This is a genomic window from Proteus penneri (genome assembly GCF_003144535.1).
GTDB classification, from domain to species: Bacteria; Pseudomonadota; Gammaproteobacteria; order Enterobacterales; family Enterobacteriaceae; genus Proteus; species Proteus penneri.
Window position 1 is genome coordinate 101,332 of record NZ_PHFJ01000011.1, and the last position, 15,661, is coordinate 116,992.

Below are 15,661 nucleotides of genomic sequence, written 5' to 3' on the forward strand. Positions count from 1 at the left end.
ACAAGTAAGCGCGGATTAAGGAATTAAAGCGATATACTGCTTTAAAATATGGTTTAGTTCAAATTTTGCATAGGATGATGGCAATATTTGAGGTGGTGAATAATATGCAAGGCGAAGCTTTTCTGCGAGAGAGTCACTATCCATTGTCGAAAGGTAATCAGAAAGTTCGTCTGTCATAATTTCGCTGACTCCACCAGGGCATCGAGTACTGACGATAGGTACGCCGCAGATTAATGCTTCAATTAATACGGTAGGAAGCCCTTCACTATCAGAGCTTAATGCAACTACTTTAGCGCCTTTGATTGCGGGGAGAGGGTTTGGGATAAAACCCGCAAGGATGACTTTTTCTATTAAGTTAAGTTGTTTAATTTGAGCTTCTAATCGTTGTTTAACGGAGGGGGTGCCTTCACCTAAGATAATAAGTTGGCAAGGTAAATCCGCTTTAGCAAAAGCTTCAATTAATCTATCTTGTCTTTTTACTTCATGTAATCGACCCACATGTAAAATATACTCTTGTTGAGTTAATACATTAGGAAGGGTGGCTTTTTGTTGTATTTCTTCAATATTAAAAGGGTTATAGATAGTTTTTAATTGACGAGCATGGATGCCTATGGCGTTTATTAAATCATCTTTAACTGCATTGGATACACAGACGAGATTTTTATCTTTATAAACTCGCTGAATTTTGTTTTTTTTCAACCAATATGAAAAGCCAGATTTATTCCCAAGATAAGATTGAGAGTAAATGCCATGAATACAGTACCAAACATTACAGCTTTTTAGTTGTTTGGATCGGCAAACAATACGGTCTGTTTTATGTAAGTTAGAAAGAACAAGTGCAGGGCGTCCTTTCTTTGCAAAAAGCTGTATTAGTACCTTATCAAGGGATTTGGCTCTACGCGATATTTCAGTCAATTTTCTGAAGATACCACGATAGTTATCATGATCAACAATATAATCAATAAAATCAGGTAGTTCATACGCTAATTTATTATGTAAGGATAGCAGTGTGACTTGATATCCTGCTTGATGAAAACCATTAGCTAACCTGAGCGTGACATTTTCAGCGCCACCACCCGGTAATCCATCAATAATAAAAAGTATATGTTGTTGACTCACAAGGCTAATATCCGTTTATAAAGTGAAATAAGCTCGCCTGATAATCGTTGTGGCGTATAAGGGAGGATAGTCTCTCTCGCCACCTGTGACATTTCAGTCCACGCAGTATTTTGGGGGATCTGCACAATCGCATTAGTTAATGCTGAAATATCTAATGCATCACAAACAAATCCATTTTTATCATTTTGAATAAATTCCGCACCACCACAAGTTGTTGAAGTGATCACGGGCAAACCGCACGATAATGCCTCAAGAATAACATTAGGGAAAGGATCGTAAAGAGTAGGAAGAAGCAATGCATCCGCCATTTGATAAAAATCGAGCGTTTTTTTCTGCATACCTAAAAAGAAAATACGTTGTTTACAACCTAATTGTGTTGCGAGTTGTTCGTATTTTCGCTGATTTTTATCACTTCCAACAACTAACAATATAGCTGATGTCTTTGCTATTGCTGAAATAGCAGCAGCTAATCCTTTGCGTTCAAAACCAGATCCCACATAAATAAAACAAGGTACATCTTGTGGAATATCATATTGAGTCTTTAATCTCTGTTTTTGAGACGTTGTCGCAGGCACAAAAACATTATGGTCAATTGCATTATAAATGACAGTTATTTTATCGGCAGAGACACCAAAATCCTCAATAATTTCATTTTTTACCATCTGTGAATTACAGATAACTTGTTTTAATGCAGGATCAGCATACATCTGCTTTTCTGTATTCATAACATAGCGATGGTATCTATCATAAAATAGCCAACGACCTTTCCAATTCGGTAATATTCTTTGGCGTTGTAATAGCCATCGGCGATGCACACCATCACCAGCACGAAAAATATCACAACCTGCGATACGTTCATGACTTTGAACAATATCAAAATGATGTTCTTGCCAACATGCTCTAGCTGCTTTAGCGAAACCCGATTGCCGGCTAATTCTGCCTAATTTTCGAGGATTACATAAGTGAATATGCCAATCTGGGTTAGTTTCACCTTGCCATTCTCGCGTGATCACATTGAGTTCAAGATCGTCGTTTGATAATGCATCTAATGCGCGGGCAATAAAGCGCTCAGCGCCACCATCAGGGCGATACTTTTGTCTAACAATGGCGAGTCGTAATGGGTGATTCATTAAGATAAGTGCCTTATAGCTGTGTTGTAAACTACATCAACAGGAATAGCAGAAAGATAGCGTTGTTGGGTGTCTGTTTTTATATGATCTGGGTGTGGAATATCATCATAATCGCCCGCCCATATTGTTTCGCCTATCGCTTGCCAAGGATGCCAATGCTCAAGTTTAGAAGGACCAAAAAGAGCAACTAAAGGGGTTTTTAATGCCGCAGCCATATGCATTGCAACAGAATCAACACCAATAAAAAGTCCTGCATTATCAATTAATACAGCAAGTTGAGATAAAGATGTTTGCCCAGCTAAAACCGTTATCATTTCTTTGTTAGGGCATTGTGTCAAAATGGTTTCTATCATCTCTAATTCTTTTGCTTCTGGGCCTGAGGTTAACACTATGGAATAATGACTTTGCTGAAGCTTTGTAATTAAAGTCGCTATTTTATCTTCATCCCAGCATTTGAAAAACCAGCGAGATGTTGGTTGTATAACGATATAGTTTTTAGGGAGATGATATTTTTCAATAGTCTCCGCTAACCACTGTTTGTCTGCTTCGCTATAAGCCATCATAACATCCGAAATGATAGGAATATTAAGTGGAGTCAGGATACTCAGATTTTGTTCAACAGTGTGCAGTTGTCCATGATCTGCCGTAGAAATTATGATGTTATGGCACGTTTGCCAGAATTGGCTGTCTTTGCGCTTTTCAAATTCAAAGCCTAAACGTGTTTTTGCTTTGGTAAGTAAAGCAAAAATGGCCGCTTTCCATTGATCAGCTAAGTTTACCACTAAGTCGTACTGCTGTTTTTGTAATGTTCGGCCAAGTTCCCACTCTTTTTTTAATCGAGTCAACTTACCTTGATGTTTCCAATTACGATCAAGATAAAAAATATGATTGATTAATGGGTTGTGCTCAAGCATAGGTAATGTTTCTTTGTATAATAAAACATCAATCGTTGCATTAGGATAAGCTGATTTTAATGAGCATATAACGGGTGTCGTTAATAACATATCTCCATGATGTTGGAGTTTAATAACCAGTATTCTATTAAATGATTGATTTATATTAGTCATAATTACTTTAGCTTTAGTGAGATACTCTAATTGTAAACAAAACAGCCAAAAGCATCCATAAAACCTAATTTATATTGATTGAATTGATGTTTTACACTGCATGCCATAGTATTAAATATAAATTTATTAGCCTATTATCCATTAATTGGCAGGGTATGCATGAAAAAACCAGCATTTATTATCACATTAGATACCGAAGGCGATAATCTTTGGGAAAATGAACGTGATATTACTACACAAAATACGCATTTTTTACCCCGTTTTCAGCAGCTTTGTGAGCGCTTTGATTTTAAACCCGTTTGGCTAACAAACTATGAAATGGTAATGGATGATGCCTATATTGAGTTTGCTCGTGATGTAATTGCCCGCAATACCGGTGAAATTGGTATGCACTTACATGCGTGGAATAGTCCACCATTAACACCTTTAACAGATGATGATTTACGTTATCAGCCTTATTTAATTGAATACCCCAAAGATCAAATGCGAGAAAAAATCGCATTAATGACAGACTTACTTGAAGATAAACTACAAACCAAAATGTTAAGCCACCGTGCTGGTCGTTGGGCATTTAATGAGATTTATGCACAACTTTTAGTTGAATTTGGTTATCAAGTCGATTGTTCTGTAACACCTAAAGTCGATTGGCGATTGACTAAAGGTGATCCTACACAATCAGGAGGCACTAATTATACTGATTTTCCAAGCCATGCTTATTTTATGGATCTAGAAGATATCACTAAACCGGGCAATTCTACGTTGCTAGAAGTGCCGATGAGTATTCAATATAAGCACTCGCCTTTAATGAATAAAATTAAGCAGGGTTACGATAAATTAAGAGGAAAACAGCGAGCACCTTCTGTAAATTGGTTACGCCCTAAAGGTGGCAATGCCCAACAGATGATTGAAGTAGCAGAAAAATCGTTAGCTCAAGGCCACTCTCATATTGAATTTATGTTGCATTCGTCTGAATTTATGCCGGGTGGTAGTCCAACATTTCGTACTGAAAAAGATATTGAAGGGTTATATAACGACTTAGAAACCTTATTTAGCTTCTTATCAGATAAAGTGCAGGGAATGACATTAGCTGAGTATTATCAAAGTCAGGTGCAGGCAAAATAAGATGAAGTTAAAGAAATTAAAATGGGTACATAACTTCCTAAATATTTATAACCCACTTTTTGGTAAGATGAAAAAAACGGATACATTTTCATCTGATATTCAATTTAACAGTATTCTTATTTTTTCTACGACAGCGCTGGGTGATTTTATGTTTAATACCCCAGCAATAAGAGCGATTCGTGCACATTACCCTAATTCACATATCACATTGGTTTCCAGCGAAAAAAATAGATTATTAGTTGAAAACTATGATCAAATAGATAGTGTGGTTTATTGGGATAATAAGATAAAAAATCTACTTCCCATTGCTTTACAGGCCAAAAAATATAAACCTGAATTAGCGGTTATTCTCCATTCTCATCTTCCTTATGATGTGCTATTTGCAGTAATGGCGGGCTGTCAGTATATATTACGTAATACTTTTCATGTGATCCCTAAATGGTTTCAGAAATGGATTATTGCTGAGCATCAGCCTCCTAATTGCCATGTTGTTCAAAGTAAACTTAATATTATTCGTTATTTAGGAATAGATAGCTCGGATACAAGAATGGAAATTCCTTGTGAAGTAGAACAATTAGATAAAGGAAACTATCATATTGTTGGATTTCAGATGGGGGCATCAACGCAAGAGCGCAGGTGGCCTGTTAAATACTTTGTTGAATTAGCGCAAAAGCTAATTGATAGTAAACCAACAATACAAATTAAATTAATAGGATCTCCGCGAGAATTAGAATTACCTGAAGAATTTTTTGTATTGTTGCCAGAAAAATATCATAGCAATATTGAAAATCTAGTTGGTAAAACTTCATTACCTGACTTGTTAAGTCAGATCCAAATAATGGATGTATTAGTCACCGGAGATACTGGGCCTCTGCATTTAGCGATTACATTACAGCGTCCAACTGTAAGTTTATTTGCGACTGCAGATCCTAAATGGACGGGGCCTTATCAAGATCTTCATTTACATACCATTATTAATAAGAAGCCTAGCTCAAATGAGGAAATACCAGCATCAATGGATCTTATTACAGTTGATGAAGTTTTTGATGCCGTCAATAAAACCCTAAAAGACTAATCGCTTTTAAGGCTTATTAAGCTAAATATCAAGAAGGTCGAATATTTGCTGTGGCTTTATCTCCGCAATATCCCCACCTTTTGCTTTCACTGACATTTGTGCCTTACCGTAACCGCCAATTAAACCGGGATCGGTAGGGCCAAAGAGCGTGATATTGGGTTTATCCAATGCCGCAGTTAAGTGACTTAACCCTGTATCGACAGACACCACACTTTTCGCACCCGCAATAACCTGAGCTACTTGTGCTAGCGACATTTTGGGCAATACATCAACATAGTCGAAATCTGCGGCTAAGCGAATGGCACGTTGATGTTCATGCTCTGCACCCCAAGGCAATTTAATGCGTATCCCTGAATCTGCAAGTAGGGCGATTAATTCTCGCCAATGGGATTCTGGCCAGTGTTTTTCATCACGCGTAGTTGCGTGTAAAAAGACTAAATAAGGGCGCTCATCAAAGGCGGGAAGTGAGAGAAAATGCTGTGCAATCCCATAATCACCTTGAGATTGAGGGATCGGGTAATTTAAGCTTAAGGCAAATAGCTGGCGAATACGTTCAACCGCATGCATTTTTTTACTGACATCGTGGCGAATATCATAGAAAAAACTGGCCAAAGGTTCACGAGCGCATTGACGCGAATAGCCGTGTTTAGTGCCTTTGGCGTATCGAGTCACTAAGAATGCACTTTTCAGTAAACCTTGTGCATCAATCACGGCATCATAATGATGCGCTTGAATAGCGCGACGAAATTGCATGCGCTCTGCACGAATAGGCGCACTAAACCAGTTTTTTCGCCAACGGCGTATCGCCACCGGGATCACTGTATCAACAGCTTGATGCCAACTTGGGATCTGGGCAAAACCCTCTTCGACTACCCAATCAAAACGAATATCAGGATAAACATTTATTGCATCAGTTAATGCTGGCAATGTATGTAACACATCGCCCATGGAAGAGGTTTTAACGATTAATACCCGCTTCACGCTGCTGGCTCCGTTGACAATAAATTTTCTAATTCAGCAAAAACCTTCTCTGGCTGAATATCTATTAAGCTTTGGTGATAGCCTTGTTCGGCATCCCCTTTACGCACTTTGTGGTAGCCAGTAATTAAACGGATCACGCGTGCTTTATGGGATAACGGTGGCGTAAAATCAGGGCTACTTGGGCCATAAAGTGCGACTAACGGGCGCTCTAACGCGGCTGCAACGTGCATTAAACCAGAGTCATTACTGACAACAGCTTTACAAGATGCAATCAAGTTTACTGCTTGTTCAAGACTGGTTTTGCCAGCGAGATTAAAACAGGCTTCACGAGCTTCTGGCGTCAGCGTTTGTTTTATCTCTTCGCCTGCATCGTTGTCTTTTTGAGAGCCAAACAAGAAGATTTGATACCCTTGCTCTGTAATGAGTTTCTGCGCTAAAGCGGCATAATGATAATGAGGCCAACGTTTTGCGGGGCCAAATTCAGCGCCTGGGCAAAAACCAATAGCAGGACGTTGAGTAGATAATGAAAATTGATGCAATGTGGTAGAGATATCACTCTCGGTTACTGATAACTTAGGCCATAACAGAGGTTGAGGTAAATCAGTCGCTTTTTGGACTTTTAGTTTGTCATAAGCTAGCGCGACATAGCGTTCAACCATCAAAGGAAATGCATCTTTATCTAAAGGTCGCAAATCATTTAATAGACCATAGCGCATCTCTCCACGCCAGCCTGTACGCTTAGGAATATCTGCAAAGAAAGGCACTAATGCCGATTTAAATGAGTTAGGTAATACATAAGCATGCGTGTAACCATTCTCTTTTAATTGTTTTCCTAAACGACGGCGTTCACCAATGGCTAAAGCTCCATGACCTAATGGCATTGGTATTGCATTATCAACTTCCGGCATCTTTTCTAATAATGGACGGCACCACGCTGGTGCCATCACATCAATCGTTGCCGCAGGATGTAATGCTTTCAATGTACGATAAAGACTTTGGGACATCATCATGTCCCCGACCCATGAAGGCCCTACCACAAAGATTTTCATAAACAGCGATTACTTACCTTGATTTAACCATTGCATATAAAGCTCGACACCTTCGGCAACCGTTTTAAATGGTGCGGTATAACCTGCTTTACGTAAATTTGTTAGATCAGCTTGAGTAAAGGCTTGGTAACGACCTTTCAATTTTTCTGGGAACTCAATATGTTCGATAGAGAGATCTTTATCTTTATGATGAGCAATAACGGCATCCGCAACCGCTTGGAATGATTCAGCACGACCTGTACCACAGTTAAAAATACCGGATACATTATTGCGCCAGAACCATAAATTAACCGCGGCAACATCACCCACATAAATAAAGTCACGTTGGAAGGTTTCGCTACCTTCAAATAATTTTGGATTTTGACCGGCATTGACTTGGTTATTTAAATGGAATGCAACACTTGCCATGCCACCTTTATGTCCTTCACGAGGGCCATAAACATTAAAATAACGGAAGCCACAAATCATCGATTCTGCTTCAGGTAAAATCTGACGCACATATTCATCGAATAAGAATTTTGAATAACCGTAGATATTTAAAGGTGCTTCGTATTTTCTCTCTTCAATAAAGTTATCCGTACGACCACCATAAGTAGCAGCGGAAGAGGCATATAAGAAAGGAATTTGGCGATCTAAGCAGTAGTGGAGTAGCTCTTTAGAATATTGATAGTTGTTATCCATCATATATTTGCCATCCCACTCAGTGGTAGAAGAGCAAGCACCTTCATGGAAAACGGCATCAATATCACCAAAATCATCACCTGCAACAATACTCGCAATAAAGTCTTCTTTATCCATGTAATCAGTGATATTCAAATCAACCAAATTCACGAACTTGGTGCCATCTTTAAGGTTATCAACAACCAATATATCGGTATAACCTTCATCATTTAATGCTTTAACAATATTGCTGCCGATAAAACCTGCACCGCCCGTGACGATAATCATGTGGCTACCCCTTCATATAAAAATCTAAAATTAGCTCTAGGTCTATAATAACACTGAACAGCGTTAACGGTAGTATTCATCACGGAATAACAAGCTGAAATTCTCGAAAAACACAGTGTGTATTAGTGATCTTAATTACACAAATAACATTATTTATTTACATTTGTCGTTTTTAATAGAGCAAAGGCATAAAATAAGAAACAACGTGATTGTATTATAATCAATTATAACCATAGTCTCTTTTTGTCTCTGTTTAGGAGAAAGTATGCCTACTCCCGCGTTTTACCAACAAATTAATCAACAACTCGAACAAACTCGTCAAGATGGCCTGTTTAAAAATGAGCGCATCATCACTTCTTCACAAAACGCAGATATCGCCGTTGCTGACGGAAGCCATGTTATTAACTTCTGTGCCAATAACTATTTAGGTTTGGCTAATCATCCAAAATTAATTGAAGCTGCAAAAGCGGGTATGGACAGCCACGGGTTTGGTATGGCTTCTGTGCGTTTTATTTGTGGTACTCAAGATTCACATAAAACATTAGAAAATAAAATCGCTGAATTTTTAGGAATGGAAGATGCCATTCTGTATTCATCTTGCTTTGATGCGAATGGTGGATTATTTGAAACATTAATGGGCCCTGAAGATGCCATTATTTCTGATGCCTTAAACCATGCTTCTATTATCGATGGTGTGCGTTTATGTAAAGCAAAACGCTATCGCTACGCCAATAACGATATGGCAGAACTGCGCGCACAACTTGAAAAAGCTAAAGCAGATAATGCTCGCCACATTATGATCGCCACTGATGGTGTATTTTCAATGGATGGCGTGATTGCCGACCTAAAATCTATCTGTGATTTAGCGGATGAATTCGGTGCATTAGTGATGGTCGATGATTCGCATGCCGTGGGTTTTGTGGGGGCACAAGGTCGCGGAACCCATGAATATTGCGATGTAATGGGAAGAGTTGACATTATCACGGGTACTTTAGGTAAAGCGCTAGGTGGTGCTTCTGGTGGTTATACCGCAGCTCGTAAAGAAGTGGTTGAGTGGTTACGTCAACGTTCTCGCCCTTATTTATTCTCCAATTCATTAGCCCCTGCAATTGTTTCAGCCTCTATTGCTGTTTTAGATATGCTGAAATCAGGAGATGAAATTCGTGCTCGTTTATGGCGTAACGCCTCACTTTTCCGTGAAAAAATGAGTGCGGCGGGTTTTACATTGGCTGGGGCAGATCATGCCATTATTCCAGTGATGTTAGGAGAGGCTAAATTAGCACAAGAGTTTGCAACACGCTTACTTGATGAAGGAATTTATGTCACAGGATTTTTCTATCCTGTTGTACCTCAAGGGCAAGCACGTATTCGTACACAAATGTCGGCAGCACACACCACTGAACAAATTGAGCGTGCAGTGGCGGCATTTATCAAAATTGGCAAAGAACTTAATGTGATTGCATAAGGTTATTCTATGAAAGCATTGTCAAAATTAAAAGCACAAGAAGGTATCTGGATGACCGATGTTCCAGTACCTGAAATTGGTCATAACGATGTGATGATCAAAATTCGCAAAACAGCAATTTGTGGCACTGATGTTCATATTTATAACTGGGATGAGTGGTCACAAAAAACAATTCCTGTACCGATGGTTGTAGGTCATGAATATATCGGTGAAATTGTGGCGATAGGGCAGGAAGTTAAAGGTTTTAATATTGGTGATCGTGTCTCGGGCGAAGGGCATATCACTTGTGGTCATTGTCGTAATTGTCGCGGTGGTCGCACTCATTTATGCCGTAATACTATTGGTGTAGGGGTAAATCGCCCGGGCTGTTTTGCTGAATATTTGGTTATCCCCGCCTTTAATGCATTTAAAATTCCAGACAATATTCCTGATGAATTAGCGACTATTTTTGATCCCTTTGGTAATGCTGTACATACCGCATTATCTTTTGATTTAGTGGGCGAAGATGTGCTGGTTTCCGGCGCTGGCCCTATTGGTATCATGGCGGCTGCAATTTGTAAGCATGTTGGCGCTCGTCATGTGGTGATCACTGATGTTAATGAATATCGTCTTGATCTTGCTAAAAAAATGGGCGTTACCCGAGCCGTAAATGTCAGCAAAGAAAACTTAATCGATGTGATGAAAGAGTTAGGTATGACTGAAGGATTTGATGTAGGTCTAGAAATGTCAGGCGCACCACCTGCGTTTCGTACCATGCTGAATACCATGAATCATGGCGGTCGTATTGCGCTGTTGGGTATTCCGCCTTCTGATATGGCAATTGATTGGGGACAAGTTATCTTTAAAGGACTGTTTATTAAAGGTATCTACGGTCGTGAGATGTTCGAAACATGGTATAAAATGGCAGCACTTATTCAGTCTGGCCTTGATATTTCGCCTATTATTACGCATCAGTTTCCTATTGATGAATTCCAAAAAGGCTTTGATATCATGCGCTCAGGTCAATCTGGTAAAGTGATTTTAGATTGGCAGTAATGAGTGATCATTAAGCGAAAAAAGAGCCTTAACAGGCTCTTTTTTATTGCGTTATTCTTTTATTTCACCCGTTTCGTTTGGAGTAGGCGTATTGGGTATTTTCTTTTTTTCTGATGAGCTAAATCCACTGGATAACGTATTAATTAGTGTACTTTTTTTCATCGAAATAATCGCTTTTTGTGCAGGTTTTAGCCAAGATGCAGGTTTTGGCTCTTGCGGTTGTTCTGTGGGGGGGGCAACTTTAGGCGGTTCGGGTTGTATCGGTTTTTCTGACTGTGGATTTAATAGAGTACTTGGTGCAACCAGTTGAATATCCGCAGGTAATAAAGGCAACTGTTGTTGTAATGCCCTTACAGTTGAGGGATGAGGATGTCCGATAGCAATCGCAGAGCCATTTTTTCGCGCTAAAGCAATAGCACGATTAAGCTGTTGTCGGGTTTCGGCTTCCGTTTGCACATTATCTAAAAACACATGGCGACGTAAAGAGGGAACGCCCGCGGCTTTGGCAGCAGTGGCAGCTTGTGTATTACCAATGGTTACGCTATCTAAAAAATAGAGGTTTGAGTGATTAAGCGCTTTAATGACTCTATCCATCGCTTGTCTATCTGATGTCATCGCACTACCCATATGGTTATTCATACCGACAGCGTAAGGCACATTATTAATAGCATGTTGAATAATACGATTAATTTCAGCCTGATCCATAGACGGTTTTAAGGTATCGCGTTCTAGCGGTTGTTTGCTTATTGGCGCCATAGGCATGTGGATCAGGATTTCCCGCCCTTGTGCATGTGCTCTCGTCGCGATTTCTTTTCCATGAGGAGAATCAGGTAAAATAGCGATAGAAACGGCTGTAGGGAGTTGTAAAATCTGGTTATCTTCTTTTTTTCGATAACCAAAGTCATCAATCACAATGGCTAATTTGGCTGCAAATACAGGTGTACTTACAACCAGACTTAGCAACATTAAACTAAGTAAAAACGGACGCTTGCGTTGTAATGTGCCAAGTAATTTCAAACCTACCTCCCAAGCCAAGGAACAGGGTTTACTGCTTTTCCTTGACGTCTAATTTCAAAATAGAGTGCTGAACGCTCTTGCCCACCACTGTTACCAACTAAAGCAATAGGCTGGCCTGCTTTAACCTGTTGACCAACACTCACTAAAGCACTTTGGTTATAACCGTAAAGGCTCATATCACCTTTACCATGCTCAACCACAACCACTAAACCATAGCCTTGAAGCCAATCGGCTAATAGCACTCGCCCATCAGCAATGGCTTTTACTTCTGTGCCTTGTGCAGCAGGTATGACAATTCCTTTCCAACGTAATTCACCAGAGCCAGAAATAGATTCACCAAAACGGTGTAATAAAGAGCCTCTTATTGGCCAAATTGCTTGTCCCGCAGGTTTACCTAAACCACCAGTACGTGACATCAATGATTGCTCTTCAGCTGTTGGTTTATAGGTTGAACCGCGCTGTTGAGCTTCTCGTTGTTTGGCTGCAATGCGTGCCGCTTCTCGGGCTTCACGTTCTGCGCGAGCTTTGGCTTCTCGCTCTGCTTGCGCAATTTTATTTCTTAATCGCGCTTCGTTAGCTCGCATAGTGGCTAAGTTTTTCTGATCCGCTTTTAAGGTGGATTCAAGTTGGGTTAGTGTTTTTTGTCGCGCGGCTAATGCGTTATCCAGCTTTTGTTTTTCTTGCTGTTGTTTTGTTAAGACCTGTTTTTGTTCGTTTTGTTTTGCTTGCTGTGCGGCTTTTTCTGCTTCTAGTTCTTTTGAGGTTTCAGCCAGTTCGGCCATTGTCTCTTTGCGCGCATCATTGATATAGCTGTAATACGCTAAAATACGCTCTTCACGTTGGCCTTCTTCACCTCGAAATAGAAGCTCTATACCTTGATGTTTACCCTGACGATAAGCCGCATCCATTTGGCGAGCTAATAACTCTTGTTGAGACTGATACTGTTTTTGTAGACGTGCAATATTTGCGGTAATGGTTTTTATCTCTTTACCTAATGTTTGTAAGCGGTTTTGTGTTTCGTGCACAGAGCGACTGGCATTAGAGATTTGGGTTTCTTGCGTTTTTAATTGATTAAGAAGTGCAGTTCGTTGTTTTTGCTGTTCTTGAACCTGTTTTTCTTTTTCTGCGATCGTGGTTTGTAGATCTTTTAGCTGATTACGATTATCTGTTAATGTGTTAGCAAAAACAGGAGATGCAGAAAAGAGCGTTGTGCTAATGATCAACATGATTAACGGTAAAGAAAATACACGATAAGACGGATGTGTTTTTTTTTGAAGATCCATTTTCTTTGCCATCTGACCAACGTACCTTTCATAACAGTTTGTAAGATTATTTCATGCCACAAAACAACTGACCAGCTAACACGAAATAAAGCCGAAATTTCAGATAATACCTAACAGGTAATCTATTCAATTAATAAGAGATTATAAAGCAATAATAGTGGAAGAGAGGAAAAAAGAGGTAATCTATGTGACAGCGCAATAGATTATCACGCTGTCTAAGATAGAGATTATTCGACGATAGTACCCCACAGATCATATTCATCTGCATGTTCAATAAGCACACGAACGATTTGCCCTGGTTCTACATCAAATTGCTCATTGAGATAAACGGCACCATCAATTTCAGGCGCATCAGCCATACTGCGACCAATTGCCCCCTCTTCATCGACTTCATCAATCATAACAAGCAACACTTTACCGATTTTCTCTTGCAGACGTTCAGTCGAAATTTGTTGCTGTAATTGCATAAAGCGATGATAACGCTCTTCTTTCACTTCTTCAGGCACTTGATCTGCCAGTTCATTTGCTTTCGCACCATCAACAGGGCTGTATTTAAAGCAACCTACGCGATCTAAACGTGCTTCGGTGAGGAAATCCAATAGCATTTGGAAATCTTCTTCTGTTTCACCCGGAAAACCGACAATAAAGGTAGAACGTAAAGTTAATTCTGGGCAAATTTCACGCCAGCGTTTTACGCGCTCTAAGGTACGCTCAACGGAACCTGGGCGTTTCATTAGTTTTAAAATCTTAGGGCTAGCATGCTGTAATGGAATATCCAAATAAGGCAAAATTTTACCTTCAGCCATTAAAGGAATGACATCATCGACATGTGGGTATGGATAAACATAATGTAAGCGAACCCAAATACCTAATTTTGCCAGTTGTTCACATAAACTGACCATACTGGTTTTGACAGGCATTCCATCCCAAAAGCCTGTTTGATGTTTAGTATCCACACCGTAAGCAGAAGTGTCTTGAGAAATAACCAGTAACTCTTTTACGCCCGCATTAACTAATCTTTTTGCTTCACTTAATACTTCACCAATTGGACGGCTATCTAAATCACCTCGCATTGATGGGATGATGCAGAAAGTACAACGATGATTACAGCCTTCAGAAATTTTTAAGTACGCGTAATGACGAGGCGTTAATTTTACACCCTGTTCAGGAACAAGGCTGAGAAAAGGGTTGTGATCAGGTTTGGGGACATAGTGGTGAATATGAGATAAAACTTGTTCATAACTATGAGGCCCTGTGATTTCGAGTACTTTAGGATGCACTTCACGGATTTGATTTTCTTTGGCACCTAAACAGCCAGTAACAATGACTTTACCGTTTTCATCGAGTGCTTCACCAATCGCTTCTAGCGATTCTTGTACTGCGCTGTCAATAAACCCACAGGTGTTGACGATGACTAAATCAGCATCATTATAGGTAGGGACGACTTGATAACCTTCTGTACGCAGTTCGGTTAGGATACGTTCAGAGTCCACTAAATTTTTAGGGCAACCTAATGAAACGAATCCAATTTTAGGCACTTGATTTGTTTGCGACATGCTCGTGTTCTCAATACTTTTAAATAAATAACAGATAGTTGTTGTATCTCAGACAGGTATAAATCTTACGTAATATGGGCGATTTTATACGTAAGTAGCCACTATTAGGGATGTTGATTTATTAATAGCTTGCCTGAAGAGGGATCCTGTAGAGTAAAAAGGTAAGGCCTTTTCAATTCATCATTTTTCACGGAACCGACACTAATGGTACATAAATCCGTCAATAAAAAAAATGATTGTTGAGAAACTTTCCGCAAAAACTGAAAGAGAAACGCAGGAATAGGCTGTAATTGCGCCATGACAAAGGTATACTTTGGCTCTTTGATACTATTTTTAACTAACGAGAGTGATTGCATCCTATGCTGCAAGAAGTAATGCAATTTTTCAACCGGCACACCCTGTTAAGTTTTGTTTGGGTTGCGCTGCTGGTGGCGGTCATCGTATTGACCTTTAAAGGGCTTTTTTCTAAGACGAAAAATATTTCCCGTACAGAAGCGATTTCTTTGATAAATAAAGAGAATGCGGTGTGTGTTGATATCCGTAGCCGTGATGAATTCCGTAAAGGACACATCATTGATTCTATCAATTTAACGCCTTCTGAAATCAAAAATAATAATATTGCTGAGCTGGAGAAATATAAATCACAGCCAGTTATTGTTGTATCACCGTCAGGCATTGAAGGTGCAAAACCGGCAGAAAGCTTAATTAAACTCGGTTTTGAAAAAGTCTTTATCTTAAAAGATGGTCTTTCAGGCTGGAGTGGTGAAAATTTACCACTGGCTAAAGGTAAAAAATAACGAGCGGGCAGATTGAG

Annotated in this window: 14 protein-coding genes; 5 read left to right on the forward strand and 9 right to left on the reverse strand. The window is 39.5% G+C overall.

Annotated features, from left to right (window positions below):
- Window positions 1-15 precede the first annotated feature (15 nt).
- Genes CUB63_RS13440 through rfaQ form a run of 3 tightly spaced genes read right to left on the reverse strand, consistent with a single transcriptional unit; the run spans window position 16 to window position 3,316 of the window.
- Window positions 16-1,119, reverse strand: coding sequence for a glycosyltransferase (locus CUB63_RS13440; protein ID WP_109848254.1), 1,104 nt, complete (start codon window positions 1,117-1,119; stop codon window positions 16-18).
- Window positions 1,116-2,249 carry a glycosyltransferase family 4 protein gene (locus tag CUB63_RS13445; protein WP_109848255.1) on the reverse strand — a complete coding sequence of 378 codons (1,134 nt, stop codon included), beginning with the start codon at window positions 2,247-2,249 and terminating at the stop codon, window positions 1,116-1,118. The genes CUB63_RS13440 and CUB63_RS13445 overlap by 4 nt, the downstream gene beginning before the upstream one ends.
- A complete protein-coding gene (rfaQ, locus tag CUB63_RS13450) occupies window positions 2,249-3,316 on the reverse strand; it encodes a putative lipopolysaccharide heptosyltransferase III (RefSeq protein ID WP_109848256.1) in 1,068 nt (355 codons plus the stop codon). The genes CUB63_RS13445 and rfaQ overlap by 1 nt, the downstream gene beginning before the upstream one ends.
- Before the next feature lie 159 nt (window positions 3,317-3,475).
- Here rfaQ and CUB63_RS13455 point away from each other — a divergent pair, with 159 nt between their 5' ends.
- Complete coding sequence (locus CUB63_RS13455; protein ID WP_109848257.1) at window positions 3,476-4,438, forward strand: polysaccharide deacetylase family protein; 963 nt, start codon at window positions 3,476-3,478, stop codon at window positions 4,436-4,438.
- A gap of 1 nt (window position 4,439) precedes the next feature.
- Entirely contained in the window at window positions 4,440-5,513 is a 1,074-nt protein-coding gene (locus CUB63_RS13460) for a glycosyltransferase family 9 protein (RefSeq protein ID WP_109848258.1), read from the forward strand.
- Window positions 5,514-5,534: 21 nt separating this feature from the next.
- Here the strand turns inward: CUB63_RS13460 and rfaC are convergent, their stop codons facing one another.
- From rfaC to rfaD, 3 genes are read right to left on the reverse strand one after another with little or no spacing between them, the layout of a single operon-like run.
- Entirely contained in the window at window positions 5,535-6,494 is a 960-nt protein-coding gene (rfaC, locus tag CUB63_RS13465) for a lipopolysaccharide heptosyltransferase RfaC (RefSeq protein ID WP_109848259.1), read from the reverse strand.
- Window positions 6,491-7,543 carry an ADP-heptose--LPS heptosyltransferase RfaF gene (gene rfaF / locus CUB63_RS13470; RefSeq protein ID WP_109848260.1) on the reverse strand — a complete coding sequence of 351 codons (1,053 nt, stop codon included), beginning with the start codon at window positions 7,541-7,543 and terminating at the stop codon, window positions 6,491-6,493. Before rfaF ends, rfaC begins: the two co-directional genes overlap by 4 nt.
- A gap of 9 nt (window positions 7,544-7,552) precedes the next feature.
- A complete protein-coding gene (gene rfaD / locus CUB63_RS13475; RefSeq protein ID WP_006534213.1) occupies window positions 7,553-8,491 on the reverse strand; it encodes an ADP-glyceromanno-heptose 6-epimerase in 939 nt (312 codons plus the stop codon).
- A 265-nt stretch (window positions 8,492-8,756) separates the two neighbouring features.
- Here rfaD and CUB63_RS13480 point away from each other — a divergent pair, with 265 nt between their 5' ends.
- Window positions 8,757-9,956: a glycine C-acetyltransferase gene (locus CUB63_RS13480; RefSeq protein ID WP_006534212.1), complete on the forward strand. Its 1,200-nt coding sequence runs from the start codon at window positions 8,757-8,759 to the stop codon at window positions 9,954-9,956.
- Between the two features lie 9 nt (window positions 9,957-9,965).
- Entirely contained in the window at window positions 9,966-10,991 is a 1,026-nt protein-coding gene (tdh, locus tag CUB63_RS13485; protein ID WP_109848261.1) for an L-threonine 3-dehydrogenase, read from the forward strand.
- 51 nt (window positions 10,992-11,042) lie between these two features.
- Here the strand turns inward: tdh and CUB63_RS13490 are convergent, their stop codons facing one another.
- The 3 genes from CUB63_RS13490 to rimO form a co-directional block, all read right to left on the reverse strand.
- Window positions 11,043-12,008, reverse strand: a complete 966-nt coding sequence (locus CUB63_RS13490) for a divergent polysaccharide deacetylase family protein (protein WP_109848262.1) — start codon at window positions 12,006-12,008, stop codon at window positions 11,043-11,045.
- A 2-nt stretch (window positions 12,009-12,010) separates the two neighbouring features.
- Window positions 12,011-13,303, reverse strand: coding sequence for a murein hydrolase activator EnvC (gene envC, locus CUB63_RS13495; RefSeq protein WP_109848263.1), 1,293 nt, complete (start codon window positions 13,301-13,303; stop codon window positions 12,011-12,013).
- 215 nt (window positions 13,304-13,518) lie between these two features.
- Window positions 13,519-14,847: a 30S ribosomal protein S12 methylthiotransferase RimO gene (rimO, locus tag CUB63_RS13500; protein WP_109848264.1), complete on the reverse strand. Its 1,329-nt coding sequence runs from the start codon at window positions 14,845-14,847 to the stop codon at window positions 13,519-13,521.
- A 359-nt stretch (window positions 14,848-15,206) separates the two neighbouring features.
- Here rimO and CUB63_RS13510 point away from each other — a divergent pair, with 359 nt between their 5' ends.
- Window positions 15,207-15,644, forward strand: coding sequence for a rhodanese-like domain-containing protein (locus CUB63_RS13510; RefSeq protein WP_023583406.1), 438 nt, complete (start codon window positions 15,207-15,209; stop codon window positions 15,642-15,644).
- Window positions 15,645-15,661 lie beyond the last annotated feature (17 nt).

What these genes read in the sequence shown, in the direction of transcription:
- rfaQ (WP_109848256.1), bottom strand. Translation starts at nt 3,316, where the DNA reads ATGACTAATATAAATCAATCATTTAATAGAATACTGGTTATTAAACTC.
- CUB63_RS13480 (WP_006534212.1), top strand. Translation starts at nt 8,757, where the DNA reads ATGCCTACTCCCGCGTTTTACCAACAAATTAATCAACAACTCGAACAA.
- rfaD (WP_006534213.1), bottom strand. Translation starts at nt 8,491, where the DNA reads ATGATTATCGTCACGGGCGGTGCAGGTTTTATCGGCAGCAATATTGTT.
- CUB63_RS13445 (WP_109848255.1), bottom strand. Translation starts at nt 2,249, where the DNA reads ATGAATCACCCATTACGACTCGCCATTGTTAGACAAAAGTATCGCCCT.
- envC (WP_109848263.1), bottom strand. Translation starts at nt 13,303, where the DNA reads ATGGCAAAGAAAATGGATCTTCAAAAAAAAACACATCCGTCTTATCGT.
- tdh (WP_109848261.1), top strand. Translation starts at nt 9,966, where the DNA reads ATGAAAGCATTGTCAAAATTAAAAGCACAAGAAGGTATCTGGATGACC.
- rfaF (WP_109848260.1), bottom strand. Translation starts at nt 7,543, where the DNA reads ATGAAAATCTTTGTGGTAGGGCCTTCATGGGTCGGGGACATGATGATG.
- CUB63_RS13510 (WP_023583406.1), top strand. Translation starts at nt 15,207, where the DNA reads ATGCTGCAAGAAGTAATGCAATTTTTCAACCGGCACACCCTGTTAAGT.
- CUB63_RS13460 (WP_109848258.1), top strand. Translation starts at nt 4,440, where the DNA reads ATGAAGTTAAAGAAATTAAAATGGGTACATAACTTCCTAAATATTTAT.
- rimO (WP_109848264.1), bottom strand. Translation starts at nt 14,847, where the DNA reads ATGTCGCAAACAAATCAAGTGCCTAAAATTGGATTCGTTTCATTAGGT.
- CUB63_RS13455 (WP_109848257.1), top strand. Translation starts at nt 3,476, where the DNA reads ATGAAAAAACCAGCATTTATTATCACATTAGATACCGAAGGCGATAAT.